Source organism: Dyadobacter sp. CY326 (assembly GCF_021390515.1).
In the GTDB taxonomy this organism is placed as follows: Bacteria; Bacteroidota; Bacteroidia; order Cytophagales; family Spirosomataceae; genus Dyadobacter.
The window spans coordinates 1-19160 of record NZ_JAJUXI010000002.1 but is presented as its reverse complement, the minus strand read 5'-3'; the positions used below and the strand labels follow the sequence as shown (position 1 = coordinate 19160).

Below are 19160 nucleotides of genomic sequence, written 5' to 3'. Positions count from 1 at the left end.
GTCATTGGGATTTGTTATGGACAAAACACCCCAATTCTTTTCCGACGTCCGCTTTTTTCGTTCTGAAACATTGTTTCGTCATCGACACTTTTGCATTCGCAAAAGGAGAAGTTGTAATAATAGTTCTAAATCACTGAATGTGCCCGTTCAGGCACAATTTTTGTATAATTTTTAGTTAAACAGCGGCATATTAAGATGAGGAGCAATATGGAAGAGAGCAGGAAAAATGATTTCGTTAAAACAATCAGGGCATTGTGGAACGAGCAGAAAAACCGCGAAATTCTTTACATGGAAGCACTAAAGAAAGATAGCATGAGACCTAGCCGAAGATTTCTAAGCCAAGGTCATGTGAGTGCATTGTTATTTCAAAAGGAAATCAAGTGGATTTACGAATATTTTAAATGTTTCCTGACAGATAAAGATTTGGGGGACACCAATCACATCACTTCTTTCGTGGCTTTGAAAATGCTCGAAGACGTTGAAGAAAAAGAACAGATCGCGAGCTGTCTGAAACGCATTGAAGCTGCCACATTGCAGCTTTACAAGTCGCTAAGGACGTTTGTTGACAAAGATTCAGAGGCTAGAATCGTACTTGACGAGCATTTGGTAAGGGTTTCAGAATTTTATGATGCGCTGACCAAACTGGAAGTTGGGGCACGCAAAAGCATTAGTTACACGGCGGCCGCCTAGCAATTCTTAGGCATTTACATTCGCTACACTTCATATAATTCAATAGGCAGGTCGTCAGGATCAGCGAAGAAAGTAAACTTTTTTCCTGTGAATTCATCGGTTCTCACCGGTTCTGTGACGACCTGTTTTTTATTTAATTCCGCAATCGCGAGCTCGATATTCTCAACCTGAAATGCAATGTGCCGCAATCCAACCGACTCGGGTCTGGAAGGCCTCTTGGGTGGATTTGGAAATGAAAAGAGCTCGATGATGTAATGGCCGCCAAGCGAAAGATCAAGCTTGTAAGAATCCCTTTCTGCGCGGAAAACTTCTCTTACAATTTCAAATCCCAGGACTTCCGTATAAAAGTATTTCGATCGGTTGTAGTCCGAACAGATGATTGCAATGTGATGAACTGCTTTGAGTAATTGCATTATGATATTTTAGGATGATTTTCAAATATAGGCTGCGAATTTTAAATCCGGATAAATATCTTTCTTATGTAAAGCCAATAAAGTATGGCCCATTCAACAAGCAAAATCACCGCACCACGGACGAGCGGCTGATAATTTGGTCCAAAAATCAAGTCATAACTCTGACTGACATTGATGCGGAATGAGCTGTCGATAAAGCCTACGATCGTTTCAGCCATCACGTAAGCGACAATTGAGTTTGTGCCGATTACAATGAGCGGAAAAAACAAATGCTTGTGTTGTCGAACGTCAGCAATGAAATAAAAGCTTGCTAGCAAAACGAAACACCAGCCACCGCTGAAAAGCGTCCAGGATGGCGTCCAGATCCTTTTTACAATCGGGTTGAGTCCTGTAAAATTCAGAACGAGCGCAAGCGCAAACAGGATTGCTGCGGTGATGGCCATTCGTTTCAAAAACCAATTGCCCGATGGCGCGTTTTTAAGCCATTTGCCTGTAACCAAGCCCAAAATCATGGTTCCCAATGTTGGAATGAAGCTCAGAGTGCTGTATCCGCCGCCGTTGAAATGGAATGTCTCAGCGCGTGGAAAAAGGTTCAAAAACCAGCGGTCAAATGCCCACGCGACATTTGTGTTTTTATTCCAATGGGCCGCAAATCCTTTTAAATTATATTCCCAATCCGCAGTGCTGCCCGTTTCAGACCAGTCGAAATATGGGCCGGGGAGCGGATAAAATGCGAATGCAAGCCAATAAGCAACCAGGATAATTCCCAAAGCGCTCCATTGAATTTTTTCTTGTGTAAAGCCAAGCGCAAACAGGATCGGATAACCCAGCCCGATTTGTGTTAATGTGTCTTCAAATGTAAAATTGGTTTGTTCGCTATGCATTGACCGCAGAAAAATCCCAAGAAGAATGAGCGTAAGCGACCGCCGGATGGTGTGCAGCCACATAATTGTCGTGTTTTGCTGCTTGCTCGCGCGGCTTGCAATGGAGTAGGGAAGGGCAACGCCGACAAGGAACGAGAATGACGGCTGGATCATATCGTGCAGCGAGCAGCCAACCCATGGAACATGACTTTGATGGAAATCCAAAAATGCCCAAACCGCGCTATTAGGAAACGATTCGGCAACTTTGCTTAGCCTGAGCACTTCGGCCATCATCAGAAACATCACAAATCCCCGATAGGCGTCAATGGACGAAACGCGCTGTGGTTGCAGTATATGGTCTTTCAAAATGTAATGGGTTTAGTCAAGGGATAAAGAAAAAGCCCCGCCGGATTTACCCAGCGAGGCTTTTTTGAAATAAAACTTTGTTTGAAACGCTCAGAATGCTAACTACACATTCATCTTTTTCAGCTCTTTTACTGCATGGTCGGCAGCGCGTGCTGTCATCGCCATATAAGTCAGCGACGGGTTCACGCAAGACGCAGAGGTCATGAATGCGCCATCTGTAACATACACATTTTCAGCGCCCCAAACCTGGTTATTTTTGTTCAAAACAGATGTTTTAGGATCATTCCCCATCCTGGCAGTTCCCATTTCGTGAATGCCTATGCCTGGGTGTTTTGAGTCGTCAATGTAAGGAACAACGTTTTTCAGGCCTGCCGCTTCCAGCATTTCCGCCGCATCGTTCATCATATCAACACGCATTTTTTTCTCGTTTTCGCCGTAAGCTGCATCAAAAACGACGATTGGAAGTCCCCATTTGTCTTTTTTTGTTGGGTGCAATGTGAACCTGTTCTTCTCGTCAGCGATCATTTCACCAAAGCCTTGAATGTTCATGTTCCAAGCGCCTGGCTCAGTGAGCGATTTTTTGAAATCAGCCCCAAAACCTTCGGTGCCGACGCCACGTCCCCAGCTTTCACGGCTTGCGCCTCCCTGGTAACCAAATCCGCGGATGTAATCGCGTTTGTCGTCTCCCCAGTTGCGGTAACGCGGAATGTAAATCCCGTTTGCGCGTCTTCCGAAATAATATTTATCCTCAAAACCTTCCACATCAGCTCTTGCACCAACAGCCAAATGGTGGTCCATGATGTTACGGCCAAGCTGGTCGCTGTCATTGCCTAGCCCATTCGGGAAACGTTTTGATTTCGAATTCATTAAAATTGACGCGGATGCGATAGCCGAAGCATTCATGAAAATGACTTTTGCATAGTATTCTTTCGTTTCAAGCGTGTTTTGATTGATCACCCGCACGCCAGTCACCTTGCCTAATTTGTCGTCGTAAATAACTTCCGAAACAATCGAATCGGGAACGAGCGTGAGGTTGCCCGTTTTTTGTGCAGCCGGAAGCGTTGCGGATTGCGTGCTGAAATAAGCGCCGTATGGGCAGCCGCGCATACACATGTTACGGAACTGACAAGCTGCACGTCCAAGCTCGGTGTGCAACGCCTGTGGCTGGGTAAGGTGTGCAGCGCGTCCCATAATGATGTGACGACCAGCAAATTTCTTCTCAACTTCGCCTTTTACATGTTTTTCTACACAGTTCATCTGCATTGGAGGCAGGTAATTTCCGTCTGGCAAAACATCCAGACCATCCTTTGCGCCGCTGATGCCTGCAAACTTTTCAACGTAATCATACCAAGGAGCAATGTCGGCATAGCGGATAGGCCAGTCGACAGCGATTCCATCTTTTGCATTTGCTTCAAAATCGGCGGGGTTTAAGCGATAACTCTGGCGGCCCCACAACAATGAGCGACCTCCTACGTGATATGCGCGAATCCAGTCAAACTTTCTGGTTTCCTCGTATTGATTTTCTTTGTCGTTTTCGAACAGATAAGCCCATTCTTCGTTTGCCGTGTAACCCGTGCGCATTCCTGCCCAATATTGTTCCTTAGCAATTGTGGTAACCCTGCCTCTGTGTTCAAATTCCCACGGAGCAAGCGTTGCCGTTTTATAATCAGTAATGTGCTTGATGTCACGCCCTCTTTCGAGCATGACGACTTTCAATCCTTTTTCCGTCAACTCTTTGGCTGCCCAGCCACCGCTGATGCCCGAACCAACCACGATTGCGTCATATGTGGTTTGTTTCGCTGCTTTTATGTTTAAATTCATGATGAATGTTTTTCGATTTTTAAGACTTGGCCATCACAGCCTTTTGAAAGGAATCTCAATGCAACTGGCTTACAGTGCGTATGCTTTTTGTCCCGGTTTCAGGTCAATGCAGCCGTCATATCGCCCGGGCACTGCCACGTAATCCAATGCTTGCGTTGCGCCCTGTTCTGATGTGAAATAACCCAGAAGCGTCAATTCTTTCAGCAAACGGAAGAAAGGAGTGCTTGCATCTGTATATTCTTTCCCAGCCTCTGTGTATTTCTTCTTCTCCTTGTCGGCGTTGGCTATTTCTGTTTTCGAAGCTTTTTCCATTTCAGTAAGAATCGCCGTTTGTTCTTGAGGCGTTGCTTTTAGGAAATCCTTTTTCTCCAGTTCTTCTAATCCCTTATTGAAGCTTTCCTGATCGGCTGCTGTGTAGCAGTCTTTCAGCATTTTTTCGATAAACTCACCCACCTTCGCATCCTTCGCTCCCGGCGTGTCCGTTTTGGGGATAATGAGTTCAGCAACCTCCGAAACCAGCGCTTGTCTGTCCGCAGGGAACGGAAAGGTCATTCCGGTTGCGGTGTCGGTTGCTTTTTTGCAGCCTTCCAGAAAAGCCAGCATGGTGGGAGCCGAAAGCGCACCACCCATTAACAGTGCCACACGACCTAGGGCATCACGTCTTTTCATTTGATATACTTTATATGATAGGTTAACAATGCAATAATGTAATAATACATTTGATAAATGCAATTTCCAAATGTCCGCTAATTTAGGAAATAATCTCTGTTTACGGATTGTTAGAATAATTCTATATAATGCTAATCCAGCTTACAGAGCTCACTTTCAACGAAATGCAAATAATTAAAAAAGCATTAATGCGCGTGGCTGAACTTGCCTCGAACATCGACGCCGAAGTTAAAAACGGTTTATATTACCATTAAATTGCAACCGCGAATGTCTGAATTATCAAAGCGCCCCATTACGTAAAACGAACCCTCATTTTCGCCAAACCGGCCCAGGTCCTGCGTTTCAATGAAAGAGCAGCTGTCGAGATTGGCGAGGTCGATGACATTGATGCCGCCGGTTTTGGAACTGCTGATATTGTGGTCAAATTTTGCAAACGGATCATTAATGTCGCGCAGTAAAATCCGCATTGTGTTGCCCGGAACAAAAAGCCCGAACCCGTGGGCATAACCTTGTGAAAGCATTTCGGTCATGCCATATTCGGAATGTATTTTATCGACAAAAAGATTGCTGGTCAAAATGTCGTGGACTTCTTCCCGAAGCAGCTCTTGCCGCCTGCCTTTCATGCCGCCTGTGTCCATCACTTTGAGGTTTGCTATTTTGCCCAAAACAGATAAGTCGCGGTCGCTTTCAGCTAGGTCGAGCAAGGCAAAGGTTACGCCCAGTAAAAGCACATGCTTTCCATCCGGATTCGCAGCCAGAAATGCCAGTCTTTCGAGCATTTCATCAGCATTATTGAGATAAAAACCCGAATATTCGGACCTACTTTCATCAATAAAATGTTGCATCATATACACCAGTGAAGCGTTGTTTCGTTCAAGGTAAGAAGGCAGCAGGGCAAGGATATGGAACTGAGTGAGATCGCCAAAATTTTGCTTAAAAATACGTGCTGAAACCGTCTTGTAAAGTTCGGGATCGAAGAGATGATGGCGGCTGGTTTGTTGCCCCGTTGTTCCGCTGCTTTGAAAAATTGCAGCAGCCGCAGGCAGCTCGCCGGTTTGAATGATATGATTCTTAAAAAACTGAACAGGCAGAAACGGAATCTCAACCAATGTGGAAACTTGTTCCGAATTGATGTTCAAATGGCTGATATATCGCTTGTAGACCGGATTATAAGCAGCTTGAAAACGAAATATTTTCAGTGCTAAGCGCTCAAAATCAGCAGGCTGCAATTGCAGGATTTCCCTGCGGAGCGCGAGCCTGATTTCGGTTTCAGATTTGTTGTTTTGAAGTTCCAATACTGTTACTTTCGTAGAAATATAAAAGACAAAGTTAATATGCAATTGAAAGTTTCCCTATTCATTCTTTTGGCGCTTGGCACAGTTGGCTGCGTCGATATCCCGGACTTTAGTGATACGCCAAAGATATATTACAACGGAATAGACCAGCAAACCGAAACAAACGATTCTACTCAAAAGCCCATTCGTGAAAATGTGATCATTACCATTGATTTTGAAGATGGTGATGGTGACCTAGGCGCAACTGATGTGGAACGTTCGGATTCTACATTCTTAAGGCCTTACGGAAACTGGGGAAATTACGAGCTCATTACTGCCCGATTGGGCGCCAACGGAAAGTGGACGGAGTCAATTCTTGCTGAGGATCAATACAAATGGATGCCGATTTTGAAACCCGATGGCAAGCCGGGCCCGATCAAAGGCAAGCTGGATCTTAACACGAGCTTCCTGTATGGCAACAGCACAGTTCCGGTGTTTGTCAAGTTCAAAGTTCGCATTCGCGACCGCGCATTGCACATCAGCGATCAAATCGAAACGGACAGCATTCAAGTTCCGGGTTATCGTTAACATATCATTTTGTCATTCCAATTGACTGCTCATGACGACTGCTCCAAAATTAGTAATCGCTTCATTGGTCACGCTCGCTGGCTGCTATCCTACACCGGAATTTGATTCGGTGCCGAGGATTGAATATGCCGCAATCGATCAGTCAACAGAGAAAGACGCAGCGGGCAATAAGTTGGTGGAGCTCGTGACGATCACAGTAACTTTCGAAGACAAAGAAGGTGATTTGGGTGCGACGGCGGCAGAACGGTCGGATGATGATTTTAAAGCGCAGTATGGCGGAACCGGCAATTACGAGCTTGTTACCATGACGCAAAAGTCCGATGGCTCCTGGGACGAGCGAATTCTTCAAGGTGATTCAGTGAAATGGATGCCCGTTTTGAAGCCGGATGGTAAAAGCGGTCCGATCAATGGAAAGCTTGATCTGAATGTCAGAAGGCCTTATGCGAGAAGCATGGTTGATCTGCAACAAAAATACAAAGTCAGAATTCGGGATCGCGCGTTGCATTACAGCAACCAAGTGGAGACGGACGTGATCACCGTTCCGGGATACGAATAAGCATTAACCTACTCTTTACTCGATAATGTTGGCATTCAGGGAAATCCTGAATGTCGTTCCTTTGCCAATTTCGGAGCTTTTGACAAAGAGTTTTCCGGAGTGGTAATTTTCAATAATTCTTTTGGCCAAAGTGAGTCCCAATCCCCAGCCACGTTTCTTCGTGCTGAATCCCGGATTGAAAATTTTGTTCATATTGGCCTTACTCATGCCTTTTCCGGTGTCCGCAATGTCGATCCAGATTTCCTTTGTATTGGGCGGCGCTTGAAGCGTTACATTGATTTCGCCAATTCCGCCCATAGCGTCAACGGCATTTTTACACACGTTTTCAATCACCCATTCAAAAAGATTTTTGTTAATCAGCGCGGTCTGCTCATTGGCAAGCTCGTTAAAAACAGAGAATTTCACTTTTGAAGAAACCCGCTTTTCGAGATAACTGATAAAATTGGTCACAATTTCAGTTACGGGCTCATCCTTCAATGTCGGCACAGAGCCAATGTTGGAAAAACGCGTGGTGATCATTTCCAATCGGATCACGTCTTTTTCAATTTCCTCTGCTATGGAAGGGTCAATGGTCGGGTCACTCCTGAAATATTCCACCCAAGCCATTAATGACGAAAGCGGCGTTCCCAGCTGATGCGCAGTTTCCTTCGCCAAACCCACCCAAACGCGGTTTTGTTCGGCTTTACGCGCCGAGCTGAATGCGAGATAAGCGAGATAGCCAATCAACAGCATCACCGAAAGTTGCAGGAACGGATAGTAACGCAACTGGGTGAGCAAAAACGAGTTGCTGTAATAAATATAACCTAATCTCCCGCGACCCAGATCAACCGAAATCGGCGGATGTTCGAGTTTCATATCCGCAAGCTTTTCCTGAATAATGCGTTCGCGCTCGGCAGGACCAGCTTTACTTGGGAATTCAATGTTCTTGTTGGGATTGGGAATGTTATTTTCGTTTACATAAATAACCGGGATCTGGTAAAAATTCACCGCATCCTGAATCACCTGGAAAACAACATTGAAATTCTCATCAAACGGGCTGTTAAAAACATAGCGCATTCCTTCGGCATAAAGCTGCACTTCGCGTTCCTCGCGCTGTTCCAGCTCTTCCACCAACTTATCCGTATAAAACAGCGAGCCGATGCTGAGCATCAACAGAATGATGCCGATAATGTATTTATAGAAGCTTTTCTGATCATATGTGTCCATCAGAGACCGGCGCAGACGCTGGCTATTCAGGATGGCAACCGGATGCAGCCGAAATCGGGGCTTTTGCTTTGGAGTTTCGCTAATCATTCAATGGTCGGGCACGCATTTCCCGGCGTTAATGTTGTATGCTGTAAATAACGTAAAATATTTGGGCTTAGTGGGTTTTAAGTGGGTTTATTGTCTCCGTTGACAGATTGCTATTTATACGATTTCTAAATAAACTGCTGCCGCTTTGTACACGTTCTTAATGTAAATTTTGTGCCGTACTTTTGTCTGTAGAATAAGAACCAGTGATGTACAATCAGTTCAAATCAATAAGTTTATCACATCGGAATGCTCCTCTGGCCATCAGAGAACAGCTTGCATTGAATGAGGCGGAGGCAAAGAGCATTATGCTGCGCCTCAAGGATTTTTTCGATGTGTCTGATATCCTTGCTGTCTCCACTTGCAACCGCACAGAAATATATTATTCGTCGGCCTCTGACTTTAATGAGGAGATCATAAAAATTCTTTTAATTCAAAAAGGCGTCTCTGATATTGAGTCGTTTAAAGGATATTTTGAGCGTTTTGCTGATGGTGATGGTGCAGTTCAGCATTTGTTTCAAGTTGCCACAGGCTTGCAATCGCAGGTTGTAGGCGACATGCAGATTCCTAATCAGATTAAGCATGCATATCAATGGTCGGCTGATCTTAACATGGCCGGGCCTTTCTTACACAGACTTTTACACACCATATTCTTCGCCAATAAGCGTGTAGCGCAAGAGACTTTCTTCCGGGATGGCGCGGCTTCTATTTCATATGCGGCCGTCGAATTGCTGGAAGGTTTGATGCCAAATCCCAAAGTTTTAATCGTGGGATTGGGTGAAATTGGCGCTGATGTCTGTCGTAATTTGGCTCAGAAACAAGGTGCAGAAGTAACGATCATTAACCGTTCAAGGGATAAGTCGGATAAGCTGGCTGAGGAACTTGGATTTCGCGTTGCTGATTTTTCTGACATTGAATCCGAGATTTCACGGGCTGATATTATTGTTTCTTCCATTGTCCGCGACGAGCCTTTCTTTACAAAAGAAATGATGGTTCGCCTGCGCGGCATGTCATTCAAATATTTTATTGACCTTTCGGTTCCCCGCAGCGTTTCTGCTGAGGTTGAGGAGATTCCAGGCGTAATGCTTTACACGATCGATTCAATCCGTTCTAAGGCAGACGCAGCATTGCATCGCCGTTTAGAAGCAGTGCCGCATGTGAGAGAGATCATTGATGAAGCCGTTCTGGAATTCAATGACTGGTCAAAGGAAATGATCGTTTCGCCAACCATTCAAAAATTGAAAGGCGCATTGGAACAGATCAGAAAAGAAGAACTGACCCGTTTTACCAAAAACCTGTCTGATTCTGAATTGGAAAAAGTGGAGCGCATCACTTCCAGCATGATGCAAAAAATATTGAAACTGCCCGTATTGCAACTCAAAGCAGCGTGTAAGCGAGGCGAGGCCGAAACACTGATCGACGTGTTGAACGACCTTTTCAATCTGGAAAAACAACCAGAGAAGCACTAAGCATTTTTTATTTATTCGATATCAAAAAGAAAGGATGGCATTTGCCATCCTTTCTTATGTATTACCTTACCCTCCACAATAATTAATTGTTTCTTATTACATTCCCATTTTCTTAATAAATGGTCCTGCTATTGCCAAAACCTCTTCCATAGTCAAAGGTTCGTCAAATGCTTCTGTTACGTTGTCTCTTGAAATAGAGCCGATTCCGGAAAGTGTTGCTGCATCCAGACCACCATGAACAGTGTTTGACTCAGGCGTTGCGCCTTTGTAAACTGCCGGCGGGAAGCCTTTATCTTGCGTAATCCAGCCTTTCATCATTGGATCGTTTTTCAACTTACCGATGATTCTTCTCACAAGCGATGCGTGACGAGCTTCCACAGAGTGAACTTGCAATGCATATTCCAAGATCTGAGGAGAACCGATCAGGTTACCAGCTTGTCCTTTGTAAGCACGAACTCCTGTGTCTTCCAAAGCAGCTGAAATCGTGATGAATGTCATGAAATTAGTCCATGCATCAGGAAATGCGCCGCCATATGTGAAGTCAAATTGAGGACGGTCAACAGCAGCCGCACCCAAAGCAGATTTCAGGAATGTTACGTGTTGTGTCTCGTGTCTTTCGATCTGGTGGAAAACCAATGTATATTCCGCAGGAATAAAGTTGGTCATTCTGTTCGCCTGGAAGTAGAATGTCTCTTCAAGATATTCCAGCGTCAAAGCGAAATTAAGTATATCTGTTACAGATGGCGTAGCGGCGTAAGCCTTGTTTACAATTGAAGCAAATACAGTTGGGACAGCTGCCGAAGCGAGTGTGCTGCCTACACGGTTCATAAACATACGACGAGTCGAGTGCGCCAGGCGTCCTGCTGCGTCACCGTCTACTTGTTGAATGCTATCTAATATTCTAAAAATATTCATGTCAGTAAGTTTTTTAAGAGTTAGCGTGGCAGATCTTTTCCACTAATTTTATCCATTACAAATGGCTGCACGCCGCTCAGAATAACTGATGGAGAATATGCATGTTCCAAGCCCATTTCATCGATCTGGCCACTTGCAAATTCCAATGCGTTAGGGTTAATCAAATCTGCGATTGCCGATGCGTGTCTTGCTTCAACTGAAACGATTTTACCTGCAATCAGCAAATAATCAACGCTTTTGATCAATTTTCCAGCACCATTGTAAGCTGCAACACCTGTGTCTTCAAACAATTTTGCCGCTCCCAAAACGCTTCTGCGATCTGCGAAATCAATGGCTGAAAAGTTAGGAGTAAGGCCTTTGATCGCCGCGCTTCCCAATGCTGTTTTGAAAAACTCTCTGTGAACGATTTCGTGATCCCGAATATCCGTCAAGATCCATTTTTCCATATCCGTCATGTTCAGGTAAGGAGTCGCCATCACCTGTGTGTAGAAGGCAGCTTCCAGTTGCTCCAATGCATAAGCATAATTCAAAATGCCGATGTCGCCTGAACCCAGGTTCACTGTGTCGTCTGTCACCAAGTCCTGCTCCGTGCAGGCACCTAGGATAAATGCTCCCGTCGCAGCAGCAACGCCTGCGGATCTTAGGAAGTAACGTCTGCCCACTTTTGAAAGCATTGCGCCGTCAGAAGGTTCAGAGATTTGAGTTAATGTTTTGTTCATACCAAAAAGTTTTTGAAGTTTATTGTGATCCGCTTTCCCACCGGATTCTGCCAGACTTACGGAAATATTTTCCCGATGGATTTAACGACTTCGCAACTATCTTGCAACTTTTGGGAATACGAAATTATTATTTTGTATTTATCCTATATTAACGAATGTTATACGGCCTGAACATTGCATTATTCGGGTTAAAAGTTTTTTGAAAAAGTATATTTTGGTCAAAAAAAATGTGGAGACACGTTAAATGTCACCACATTTTTTCTGTTAGATGCTATGTTAAGCGCTAACAGCCGGGGAATTTCAACTTAATCTTGCTGTTAGTAAATTCTTCAAACGATCAATCCTTGCTGAGCAATCCGATCATTTTTTCCAGGTTAAGGCTCCGGGCGGACGCATCAAAAATTTCACGATAAACGCCTTCACTGTCATACAAACTCGCATGCGTGCCGAACTCCGCAATGCGCCCTTTTTTCATGACGTAAATTTGATCCGAATCCAGGATTTGGGATAGACTGTGGGAGATGATGACAACCGTTCTGCCTTGCTTGATGGCATCCAGACTATTTTTGATTTGTTCCGTTGCAATGGCGTCGAGGCTGGCGGTTGGCTCGTCGAGGAAAATGACGGGCGGGTTTTTGAGAAAAAGTCGGGCAATCGCAATGCGTTGCTGTTGTCCGCCTGACAGCATTTGCGCATCGGTTTCGTATTGCGCCGGAAGTTCTAAAATCTGATCATGCAGATAAGCCTTTCGTGCAGCCTCAATCAATTCTTCGTCAGAAGCGCTCATTTTTCCATAACGGATATTTTCAGCAATAGACCCTTTGAAGATGTGATTTTTTTGCAGCACCATCCCAATCGAATTGCGCAAAGCAGGCAAATCATAATCATTCAGCGGACGGCCATCCAGCGTCAATGTTCCTGAATCGGGTGGGTAAAAGCCTACCAGCAAGTTAATTAACGTACTTTTTCCAGCGCCTGATAATCCGACAAGCGCAGTCGTCTGACCCGATTTAATGTTCACATCGACGTTAAACAATGCTTTGGTGCCATTCGGATAAGCAAAAGACACGTTTTTGAGGACATAATCCCCTTTAATTGCTTCGGGAATAAGTTTGCCGCTTGTTTCAACAGCATTATCTGCGTCCAGAATGTCAAAAAATCCTTCGGAATAAGTGAGTGCGTCGTTCATCTCGTCATAAATCCGATGCAGCTGGCGGATGGGAGCGGAAACGTTGTTAAAAAGAAGAATGTGAAACATTATCGCCCCGATGGACATTTGCTGGTCCAAAACGAGATAAACCGTCAAAATAATGATGAAAACGACGCCGATTTGTTCAATAAAACTTTTGATTCCGTCATAGGCAAAGTTGGTGCGGCGCGTTTTAAGCTGCGTTTCCATCAGCTCCATCTGGGTCTGATATTGCTTTTGCCCTTCGAATTTTTCCCGGACAAATGATTTGATAACAATGATGGATTCGATCAGATTAATGAGACCGCTGCTTTTGTTCTCGCGCTGCCTTTTCAACTTGCGGCGCACGCCCTGCAATTCACCCGCCTGCCTGTAACTAATCCAGAAATAAATGGGAAGGATGGCCAGCGCAATGCCTCCGACGTAAAAATTAGCGCTGAACATGACTGCTAACGCGACAATGGAATTGGCAAAAAGCGGCAGGATGTCAATGAAGAAATTTTGGATCAGCTTGGTCAAACTCTCGACGCCGCGGTCAATGCGGGTTTGCAGCTTGCCCTTTTGGTTGTCATTATCGCTGTAAAAGGCCAGGTTATATTTGAGAATGCGACTAACCGCCTCCTGAGCCAAATCGCTTGAAACCTTGATCCGGATCTTTTCACCAAAATAGCGCTGCCCGAACACAATCAGCGAGTTGACAATCTCCTTAACGAAAAGAATAATTGAAATCTGGATAAGCAGATCTTTGCCTTGAATGATGCCCCACTTTTTGTCAAGCATTGCCTGCACCGAATCCACGGTGTAGCGCAAAACCCAAGGGTTAACCTGCGCAGTGACAGCGCCTAGTAATGTGAGGAAAAGCGCAAAAAATATTTGCTTGCGGTAAGGCTTAACGTAGGGTTGCAGGCGCTGGAATATTTGCCAGATGCTCATATGAATGTGTAGCAGAAGCTTGAATGTGCGTTTCCTAAAATTATCCCAATTTCTGTGCCTCTACTTTTTGCCAGAGCGTTTAATGGGGCGGCCGTATTTCTGCATTTTCTCCTGCGCATGATTACGCCGCACATTCACTTTTTTATTTTTGTCAATCTTTTCATGGAAAGCGCCGCCGCCAGCTTCGCGCTTTGGCAGCTTCACGTCAATGCTTTTCATAAAAATATGAGGCTCTTCATCTGGCGTCAGAATTTCTGAAATTTTCAAATTTTCCGGCAAAGGCTCGATCGGAATCTGATAATTCATGAGCGCCTCAATCTGTTCTTGATATTCTTTTTCACCTTCGGTTATGAAAGAAATCGCCACGCCGCGTTTATCCGCACGACCGGTTCGTCCAATGCGGTGAATGTAGTTTTCCGGAATTTCAGGAATGTCAAAGTTGAAAACATGCGAGACTTCCGCAACGTCCAATCCACGTGCAATGATGTCTGTGGCGATCAGAATGCGATAATTGCCTTCGTGAAATTGTTTAACACTGTTAAACCGATGATTCTGTTCCTTATTAGAATGTATGACGCCGATCTTGTTCAGATAACCCATTTCCAGTTGTCCAAAGAGCTGGTCCGCTAATTTTTTGGTTGCGACGAAGACCAGCACTTTGCTCATGTCTTCATTTTCTTCCAGTAACAGATCCAGCAGGTTGACTTTTGTATAAAAATTGGGAACGTAAAAAGCTTTCTGTTCAATGTTGTCCAGCGGCGTGCCTATGGGAGCCGCCTCAATCCGCACCGGGTTGTTAAAGTAAGTTTGCATAAGCACCTCAACTTCCTGAGTAAGAGTCGCTGAGAAGAGCAGGTTCTGGCGTTTTTGAGGCAATAGATCGAGGATTTTTTTGAGCTGTGTCCGAAATCCAAGATTAAGCATTTCATCCACTTCATCGATCACCAGCTTTTTGATCGCTTTGGTTTTCAATGAGCCGTTTGATGCGAGATCGAATAATCGCCCTGGCGTCGCTACGACCACGTCCGCGCCATTTTTCAACTCGGCCATTTGCACTTTAATGTTGCCGCCGCCATAAGCGCCTACCACTTCCAGCGTAAGATAAGCGCTCAATTTGCGCACTTCCTCAACCACCTGCACCACGAGCTCGCGCGTGGGAACCAGAATGAGCAATTGTGGCAGCCTGTCCTTGGAAAACTCTATCTGGCGAAGTGTAGGAAGCAAATAAGCAAATGTTTTACCAGTTCCGGTCTGGGCAATCCCACAAACATCTTTACCCGACATCGTTACCGAAAAAACCTTCTCCTGAATCGCTGTTGGCGTTACATAGTTAAGATCGGCGAGGGCGTTGCGTAAGGGCTTGGTGAGATTTAGATCTTCGAAAGTCATCATATCAATTAAAAATAATGTGCAAAGTTACGCCTTATCCGCGTAAACGGCGCATCATTTCCCTGTATAGCGCCACGCCCACCAAATGAGAGCGAACTGCAAGGGCAGGCGAAGCAAAGCGAGCCACAAATATGGATTGTGCTTTTGATAAAAATCAATGGCCATTTGAATGTTGGCCGGAAATACTGCGATGAGCAAGAGAATGATGAGCCACGCACCGGTTGAACGCGTTGCGGGGAATAACAACAGCAACGCAAACCCAACTTCACACAAGCCGCTCAGAAACACAAGCTGCGAATGCCAGGGCAGATAAGGCGGCATGATTTGCAGAAATGCCTTCGGGCGCAGGAAGTGCAGTGTGCCTGTAAAGACATATAAAATTGCCATAATATACAGGCCTATATCTTTCATTCTTTTGAATTGAGTGTGAATGCGCAAATTGTCCCTGCTTTAAATATTGCTGATTGTGAGCATGTTACAATCATAAAAGTGCTATTTAACAGTGTAAGATAATTTATGCTTGAATGTCAGCTGCTTTTAAAAACAAATAAAGCAAAAACCAGGCGAGCCAAATGGCGCCTGGTTTTTGCTTAAAAAAGAGTGATTTCCGGTTTTATCTGGTTCTCAAACGGCCGGTGTTGCTGTTGTAAGTTCCAAGTGGGAAGCTTAATCCCGCATTGATTCCGAAATTCTGGTTTTTAATATTTGTGTTGCCATCTTTCGTCACGTCGATCAAGCCAAGGCCGTAACGTGCATCCAGATTAAGCCAGATTTTTTCTTGCAAACGAATGTTGATCCCAGCTCCGAAAGTCAAGCCAAGATCGAACGGACTGTAAACACGATTGTCAGAATTGCCATTCAGGTTGTTTCCATCCTTATCTCTTGCGCTCACAAGGAAGTTAAGGTTAGGTCCCAAAAATATCTTTGGACGAACCTTATCTCCATATTGGCCAAAGAAAAATGTTGCTAATAATGGAGCCTGAATGTAGTTCAAATTGATCTCATTGGTTTTTTCAAAAACCTTTGCACCAAGTTGTGTAAAGAGCAGCTGTCCGCTGAACCCAAATCCGCTTTCTGAGCTGTAATTGTAGAAACCACCAACGGTTAATCCCGGTTTCCAGTCTGTGCCGTTAACGTCTCCACGGAAGTTGGCGATGGAAACTCCGACAAGCGGCCCAATAGAAACATTTTCCTGAGCCTGCGCCTGCGTTACAAACATTGTAACTGCAAGTAAAAGAATAATACAATTTTTCATTCGAGTAGGTTATATATAAATTTGCGACTAAATAGCAATTTATATACCAGTCCTGCCCCGAAAGCGCTAAAATCGTAATGCGTTCATTGCAAGCAGAAATACTCTAATATTTATATTTAATCTAAATGAATAAAGGGGAATTAGTTCTACACCCTGTATACGTAGTCCGCGAATTATCATGCCTAATCGTCAATCTTCGTCATCCAAATCTTCGATGAACGATTGCCCCGGAATCTGGTAAGGTTTGAGATATGCCTTTAATTGCGAAGGGATTTTCCATTGCTTCACGGTGTTTTTAATGTTCTTAATCTCCGCTTTCATTTCGTTGACATTCGTATTGAATTTCACAATCACCGTTGTCATGGAATTTGCGTGCTGATAGGGGAGACCGCAAACGGCCGAGATCCTCTTTTGAATGCTTTCCTTCACAAGTTCGAGTTCTTCGACCTGCTGTTTCAGGACTTTGTTATAATAGTTGAGTTGATTTTTGCTTAGATTTTCCAACTGATCCTGATCAATGCGGTCAAGCTCAATCTGCAATTTCAGCAATTTGAGCAGGTTATTTTCCTGATAAGCCTGCGTAACCTGTTGCATAATTTCGGTTTTTCGCAACTTTTCAGCCTCATCCTTTTCTAGATCCGGGTGAAACGTCTTTACCAAATCCATATAAACCGTGCGCACCGACTTAGTTGATTTCTGCTGCTCTGCCGCCTGCTTTGCTTCCTGAATGCGCTTATGAAGTCGCTCTTCTCGTTGCTCAGCCTTGATCCTTTGCTGTTCTTCCTCGGGTAAGTCATGAAAATTCTCAACCGGGGTGGGTTCGATAACATTTTCACTTTCCAACAAAAATGCCGGGTCCGTGATTTTGGCGTCCTTTGCTCTTTCCTGGTCCAGCAATGTTTCAATGTTGACAGGACTATATTTGTTGAAAACCGGCTTTAAGCTGTCATAACCATGATGGGCGATGAGGTCATAAGCACTCTCGGTAATCAGGTAAGCAAGCTTGTCCTGATAGATTTTCCGGAACAGATCGGCTTCATAGGTCCTGTCCATAATGTGGACGATCTCGACACGATAGTCCTGATATTCCCGGATTAGAGGGTTTAAGTCCGTTGGAATGCGCTGGATCATTTGATCATAAGCACTTTCCAACTCGGGGATCAAGCGGTCCAGCTCTTCAATTTTCTGCGACAATTGATTAAATTCCTTTTGTCGTTTGTTCAGGACGTTTTTACGCTCATTAATATGTAAAATAGCAGTTTCCGGCATAAGGGAGTTTTTGAGGAATATTTTGTTACAAGCCCAATTCCTGGTAAGAAATCATAACAATCGCAATGACTGCCATTAAAAGCCCAAATTTATTAAGATGGTTCAGTTGCTCGCGGTAAATCAGCCAAGCCGCCAACGCCGACACCAGCATGGTAAGAATGTTGTAAATCGGGAAAACAAATGCTGCGCTGTTTCCAAAGGAAGCCAATGCTAAAAGCAGGAAATAGAGGGATAAAAAATTTGGAACGCCAAGTATAAAACCGCCGACTACACTCCTCAATCTCAAGCGTTCGTTGCCGGTTATGATTCTGTAAATCAGAATCCCGGTCCCGATCAGAATTGCGCCTGTGCACGCAATGATCATGAAAAGCGTCGTTTCGCCCGGACCGTAATATCTGGCAGACAAATAATTGATCAATGTGTTGTTCGTCCCGGCTGCAAGAAATGTGAGCAGCGGCAGCACAAGCAGTGGATTGAATGTTGAAACATTGCTTGATGCACCTTTGCTGACGTCCTTCTTGCTGTTTTGGATCACGCCCAGTGCCAGCGCAACAAGCGCGACGACGAGTCCTGCGTAATTGATGGCTGTAAAATCCTTGTTATTATTCTTGAAAACGAACAGGCCAAAAAGCACGGGGATCACCAGCGACATGTTTCCAGCCAGCGAAGTGGCGGTCACACTCACTTTTTGAGCCGTAAGCCCGATCAGCATGAATGTAAGCACGAACATTGCGCCCAACGCAAGCGTGATAAGCGTTCCGTTGGCGGTCCAATCGACATTTTGAAACGATCGCAGATCCGGTGTTAGCACCAGCCCGGTAAGCACGCAAGCATAATAATTGAAAACGACGGCGTGAAAAGAGTCCACTTTGTAACGTGGAAATGCACGCATAATCAGGTAAAGCGCGACGGTGAAAAGCACCGATAACAGAAAATAAAGCATATGCCGCTATTGCTTTGGAAAAAGGATCTCCTCGATCACCCGCGGATAATTGGCGTGTTCCAGCGCGTGAATTTTTGTTGCCACGTCATCCGCAGTGTCGGTCGGTTCGATGGCGCAGGTGGCCTGGAAAATCACATTGCCTTCGTCGTAGTTTTCATTCACATAATGAATTGTGATGCCCGATTCCTTTTCTTTCGCATTCACAACGGCCTCGTGAACAAAATGACCATACATTCCTTTCCCGCCGTATTTTGGGAGTAAAGCGGGATGGATGTTGATAATTCTGTTCGGAAAGGCCTCAACCAGAAATGGCGGAACCAATAGCATAAATCCGGCGAGCACAACAATGGTGATGCGCTCGTTTTGCAGGATTTGAAGCACTTTATTGGTTTGGTAAAATGTTTTTTTATCAAAAAATACAACAGGAATCTGCAACTCGCAAGCGCGCTTGATGACGCCAGCCTGGGGATTATTCGTGAAAATCAACGACACCTCCACATCTTCCCGGTCAGCAAAATATTCACAAATTTTTTCTGCATTTGATCCTGA

Annotated in this window: 19 protein-coding genes; 4 read left to right on the top strand and 15 right to left on the bottom strand. The window is 44.7% G+C overall.

The annotated features are described in order from the left end of the window. Positions 1–195: 195 nt before the first annotated feature. Positions 196–690 (top strand): hypothetical protein, encoded by a 495-nt coding sequence (locus LZG73_RS00560; RefSeq protein ID WP_233845543.1) that lies wholly within the window; start codon positions 196–198, stop codon positions 688–690. A 23-nt stretch (positions 691–713) separates the two neighbouring features. Here LZG73_RS00560 and LZG73_RS00555 read toward each other — a convergent pair whose 3' ends face one another. From LZG73_RS00555 to LZG73_RS00535, 5 genes are all read right to left on the bottom strand, one after another. Continuing rightward, complete coding sequence (locus LZG73_RS00555; protein WP_233845542.1) at positions 714–1103, bottom strand: VOC family protein; 390 nt, start codon at positions 1101–1103, stop codon at positions 714–716. 41 nt (positions 1104–1144) lie between these two features. Then, entirely contained in the window at positions 1145–2332 is a 1188-nt protein-coding gene (locus tag LZG73_RS00550; protein ID WP_310588334.1) for a DUF5009 domain-containing protein, read from the bottom strand. A 102-nt stretch (positions 2333–2434) separates the two neighbouring features. Further along, on the bottom strand, positions 2435–4153 hold the full coding sequence (locus LZG73_RS00545) for an FAD-dependent oxidoreductase (protein WP_233845541.1): 1719 nt from the start codon (positions 4151–4153) through the stop codon (positions 2435–2437). Positions 4154–4222: 69 nt separating this feature from the next. Beyond that, positions 4223–4822 (bottom strand): gluconate 2-dehydrogenase subunit 3 family protein, encoded by a 600-nt coding sequence (locus tag LZG73_RS00540; protein ID WP_233845540.1) that lies wholly within the window; start codon positions 4820–4822, stop codon positions 4223–4225. A 239-nt stretch (positions 4823–5061) separates the two neighbouring features. Continuing rightward, positions 5062–6117, bottom strand: a complete 1056-nt coding sequence (locus LZG73_RS00535; protein ID WP_233845539.1) for an acyl transferase — start codon at positions 6115–6117, stop codon at positions 5062–5064. Between the two features lie 39 nt (positions 6118–6156). On the opposite strand from LZG73_RS00535, the gene LZG73_RS00530 reads away from it, so the two are divergent. Continuing rightward, complete coding sequence (locus tag LZG73_RS00530; RefSeq protein WP_233845538.1) at positions 6157–6684, top strand: hypothetical protein; 528 nt, start codon at positions 6157–6159, stop codon at positions 6682–6684. 31 nt (positions 6685–6715) lie between these two features. Then, a complete protein-coding gene (locus LZG73_RS00525) occupies positions 6716–7240 on the top strand; it encodes a hypothetical protein (RefSeq protein ID WP_233845537.1) in 525 nt (174 codons plus the stop codon). Between the two features lie 15 nt (positions 7241–7255). Here LZG73_RS00525 and LZG73_RS00520 read toward each other — a convergent pair whose 3' ends face one another. After that, a complete protein-coding gene (locus tag LZG73_RS00520; RefSeq protein WP_233845536.1) occupies positions 7256–8533 on the bottom strand; it encodes a PAS domain-containing sensor histidine kinase in 1278 nt (425 codons plus the stop codon). Positions 8534–8739: 206 nt separating this feature from the next. On the opposite strand from LZG73_RS00520, the gene hemA reads away from it, so the two are divergent. Further along, positions 8740–9999, top strand: coding sequence for a glutamyl-tRNA reductase (gene hemA / locus LZG73_RS00515; RefSeq protein WP_233845535.1), 1260 nt, complete (start codon positions 8740–8742; stop codon positions 9997–9999). Positions 10000–10095: 96 nt separating this feature from the next. Here hemA and LZG73_RS00510 read toward each other — a convergent pair whose 3' ends face one another. The 9 genes from LZG73_RS00510 to LZG73_RS00470 all read right to left on the bottom strand — a co-directional run. Next, on the bottom strand, positions 10096–10914 hold the full coding sequence (locus LZG73_RS00510) for a ferritin-like domain-containing protein (protein WP_233845534.1): 819 nt from the start codon (positions 10912–10914) through the stop codon (positions 10096–10098). Positions 10915–10934: 20 nt separating this feature from the next. Further along, positions 10935–11633, bottom strand: coding sequence for a ferritin-like domain-containing protein (locus LZG73_RS00505; RefSeq protein WP_233845533.1), 699 nt, complete (start codon positions 11631–11633; stop codon positions 10935–10937). 337 nt (positions 11634–11970) lie between these two features. Then, the gene (locus tag LZG73_RS00500) at positions 11971–13755 is read right to left on the bottom strand and encodes an ABC transporter ATP-binding protein (protein WP_233845532.1); all 1785 of its coding nucleotides are present in this window, start codon (positions 13753–13755) and stop codon (positions 11971–11973) included. A gap of 60 nt (positions 13756–13815) precedes the next feature. After that, positions 13816–15144, bottom strand: coding sequence for a DEAD/DEAH box helicase (locus LZG73_RS00495; protein WP_233846455.1), 1329 nt, complete (start codon positions 15142–15144; stop codon positions 13816–13818). 54 nt (positions 15145–15198) lie between these two features. Continuing rightward, on the bottom strand, positions 15199–15555 hold the full coding sequence (locus tag LZG73_RS00490) for a DoxX family protein (protein ID WP_233845531.1): 357 nt from the start codon (positions 15553–15555) through the stop codon (positions 15199–15201). A gap of 202 nt (positions 15556–15757) precedes the next feature. Continuing rightward, a complete protein-coding gene (locus LZG73_RS00485; RefSeq protein WP_233845530.1) occupies positions 15758–16399 on the bottom strand; it encodes a porin family protein in 642 nt (213 codons plus the stop codon). A 189-nt stretch (positions 16400–16588) separates the two neighbouring features. Further along, positions 16589–17668, bottom strand: coding sequence for a hypothetical protein (locus LZG73_RS00480; RefSeq protein WP_233845529.1), 1080 nt, complete (start codon positions 17666–17668; stop codon positions 16589–16591). A gap of 25 nt (positions 17669–17693) precedes the next feature. Further along, the gene (locus LZG73_RS00475) at positions 17694–18611 is read right to left on the bottom strand and encodes a hypothetical protein (RefSeq protein WP_233845528.1); all 918 of its coding nucleotides are present in this window, start codon (positions 18609–18611) and stop codon (positions 17694–17696) included. Positions 18612–18617: 6 nt separating this feature from the next. Further along, on the bottom strand, positions 18618–19160 hold a 543-nt coding region (locus LZG73_RS00470), incomplete at its 5' end, for a phosphoribosylglycinamide formyltransferase (protein ID WP_233845527.1).

Excerpts from the sequence above, each read along its gene's own strand:
- LZG73_RS00560 (WP_233845543.1), top strand. The coding sequence starts at position 196 with ATGAGGAGCAATATGGAAGAGAGCAGGAAAAATGATTTCGTTAAAACA.
- LZG73_RS00555 (WP_233845542.1), bottom strand. The coding sequence starts at position 1,103 with ATGCAATTACTCAAAGCAGTTCATCACATTGCAATCATCTGTTCGGAC.
- LZG73_RS00545 (WP_233845541.1), bottom strand. The coding sequence starts at position 4,153 with ATGAATTTAAACATAAAAGCAGCGAAACAAACCACATATGACGCAATC.
- LZG73_RS00540 (WP_233845540.1), bottom strand. The coding sequence starts at position 4,822 with ATGAAAAGACGTGATGCCCTAGGTCGTGTGGCACTGTTAATGGGTGGT.
- LZG73_RS00530 (WP_233845538.1), top strand. The coding sequence starts at position 6,157 with ATGCAATTGAAAGTTTCCCTATTCATTCTTTTGGCGCTTGGCACAGTT.
- LZG73_RS00525 (WP_233845537.1), top strand. The coding sequence starts at position 6,716 with ATGACGACTGCTCCAAAATTAGTAATCGCTTCATTGGTCACGCTCGCT.
- LZG73_RS00520 (WP_233845536.1), bottom strand. The coding sequence starts at position 8,533 with ATGATTAGCGAAACTCCAAAGCAAAAGCCCCGATTTCGGCTGCATCCG.
- hemA (WP_233845535.1), top strand. The coding sequence starts at position 8,740 with ATGTACAATCAGTTCAAATCAATAAGTTTATCACATCGGAATGCTCCT.
- LZG73_RS00510 (WP_233845534.1), bottom strand. The coding sequence starts at position 10,914 with ATGAATATTTTTAGAATATTAGATAGCATTCAACAAGTAGACGGTGAC.
- LZG73_RS00505 (WP_233845533.1), bottom strand. The coding sequence starts at position 11,633 with ATGAACAAAACATTAACTCAAATCTCTGAACCTTCTGACGGCGCAATG.
- LZG73_RS00500 (WP_233845532.1), bottom strand. The coding sequence starts at position 13,755 with ATGAGCATCTGGCAAATATTCCAGCGCCTGCAACCCTACGTTAAGCCT.
- LZG73_RS00495 (WP_233846455.1), bottom strand. The coding sequence starts at position 15,144 with ATGACTTTCGAAGATCTAAATCTCACCAAGCCCTTACGCAACGCCCTC.
- LZG73_RS00490 (WP_233845531.1), bottom strand. The coding sequence starts at position 15,555 with ATGAAAGATATAGGCCTGTATATTATGGCAATTTTATATGTCTTTACA.
- LZG73_RS00485 (WP_233845530.1), bottom strand. The coding sequence starts at position 16,399 with ATGAAAAATTGTATTATTCTTTTACTTGCAGTTACAATGTTTGTAACG.
- LZG73_RS00480 (WP_233845529.1), bottom strand. The coding sequence starts at position 17,668 with ATGCCGGAAACTGCTATTTTACATATTAATGAGCGTAAAAACGTCCTG.
- LZG73_RS00475 (WP_233845528.1), bottom strand. The coding sequence starts at position 18,611 with ATGCTTTATTTTCTGTTATCGGTGCTTTTCACCGTCGCGCTTTACCTG.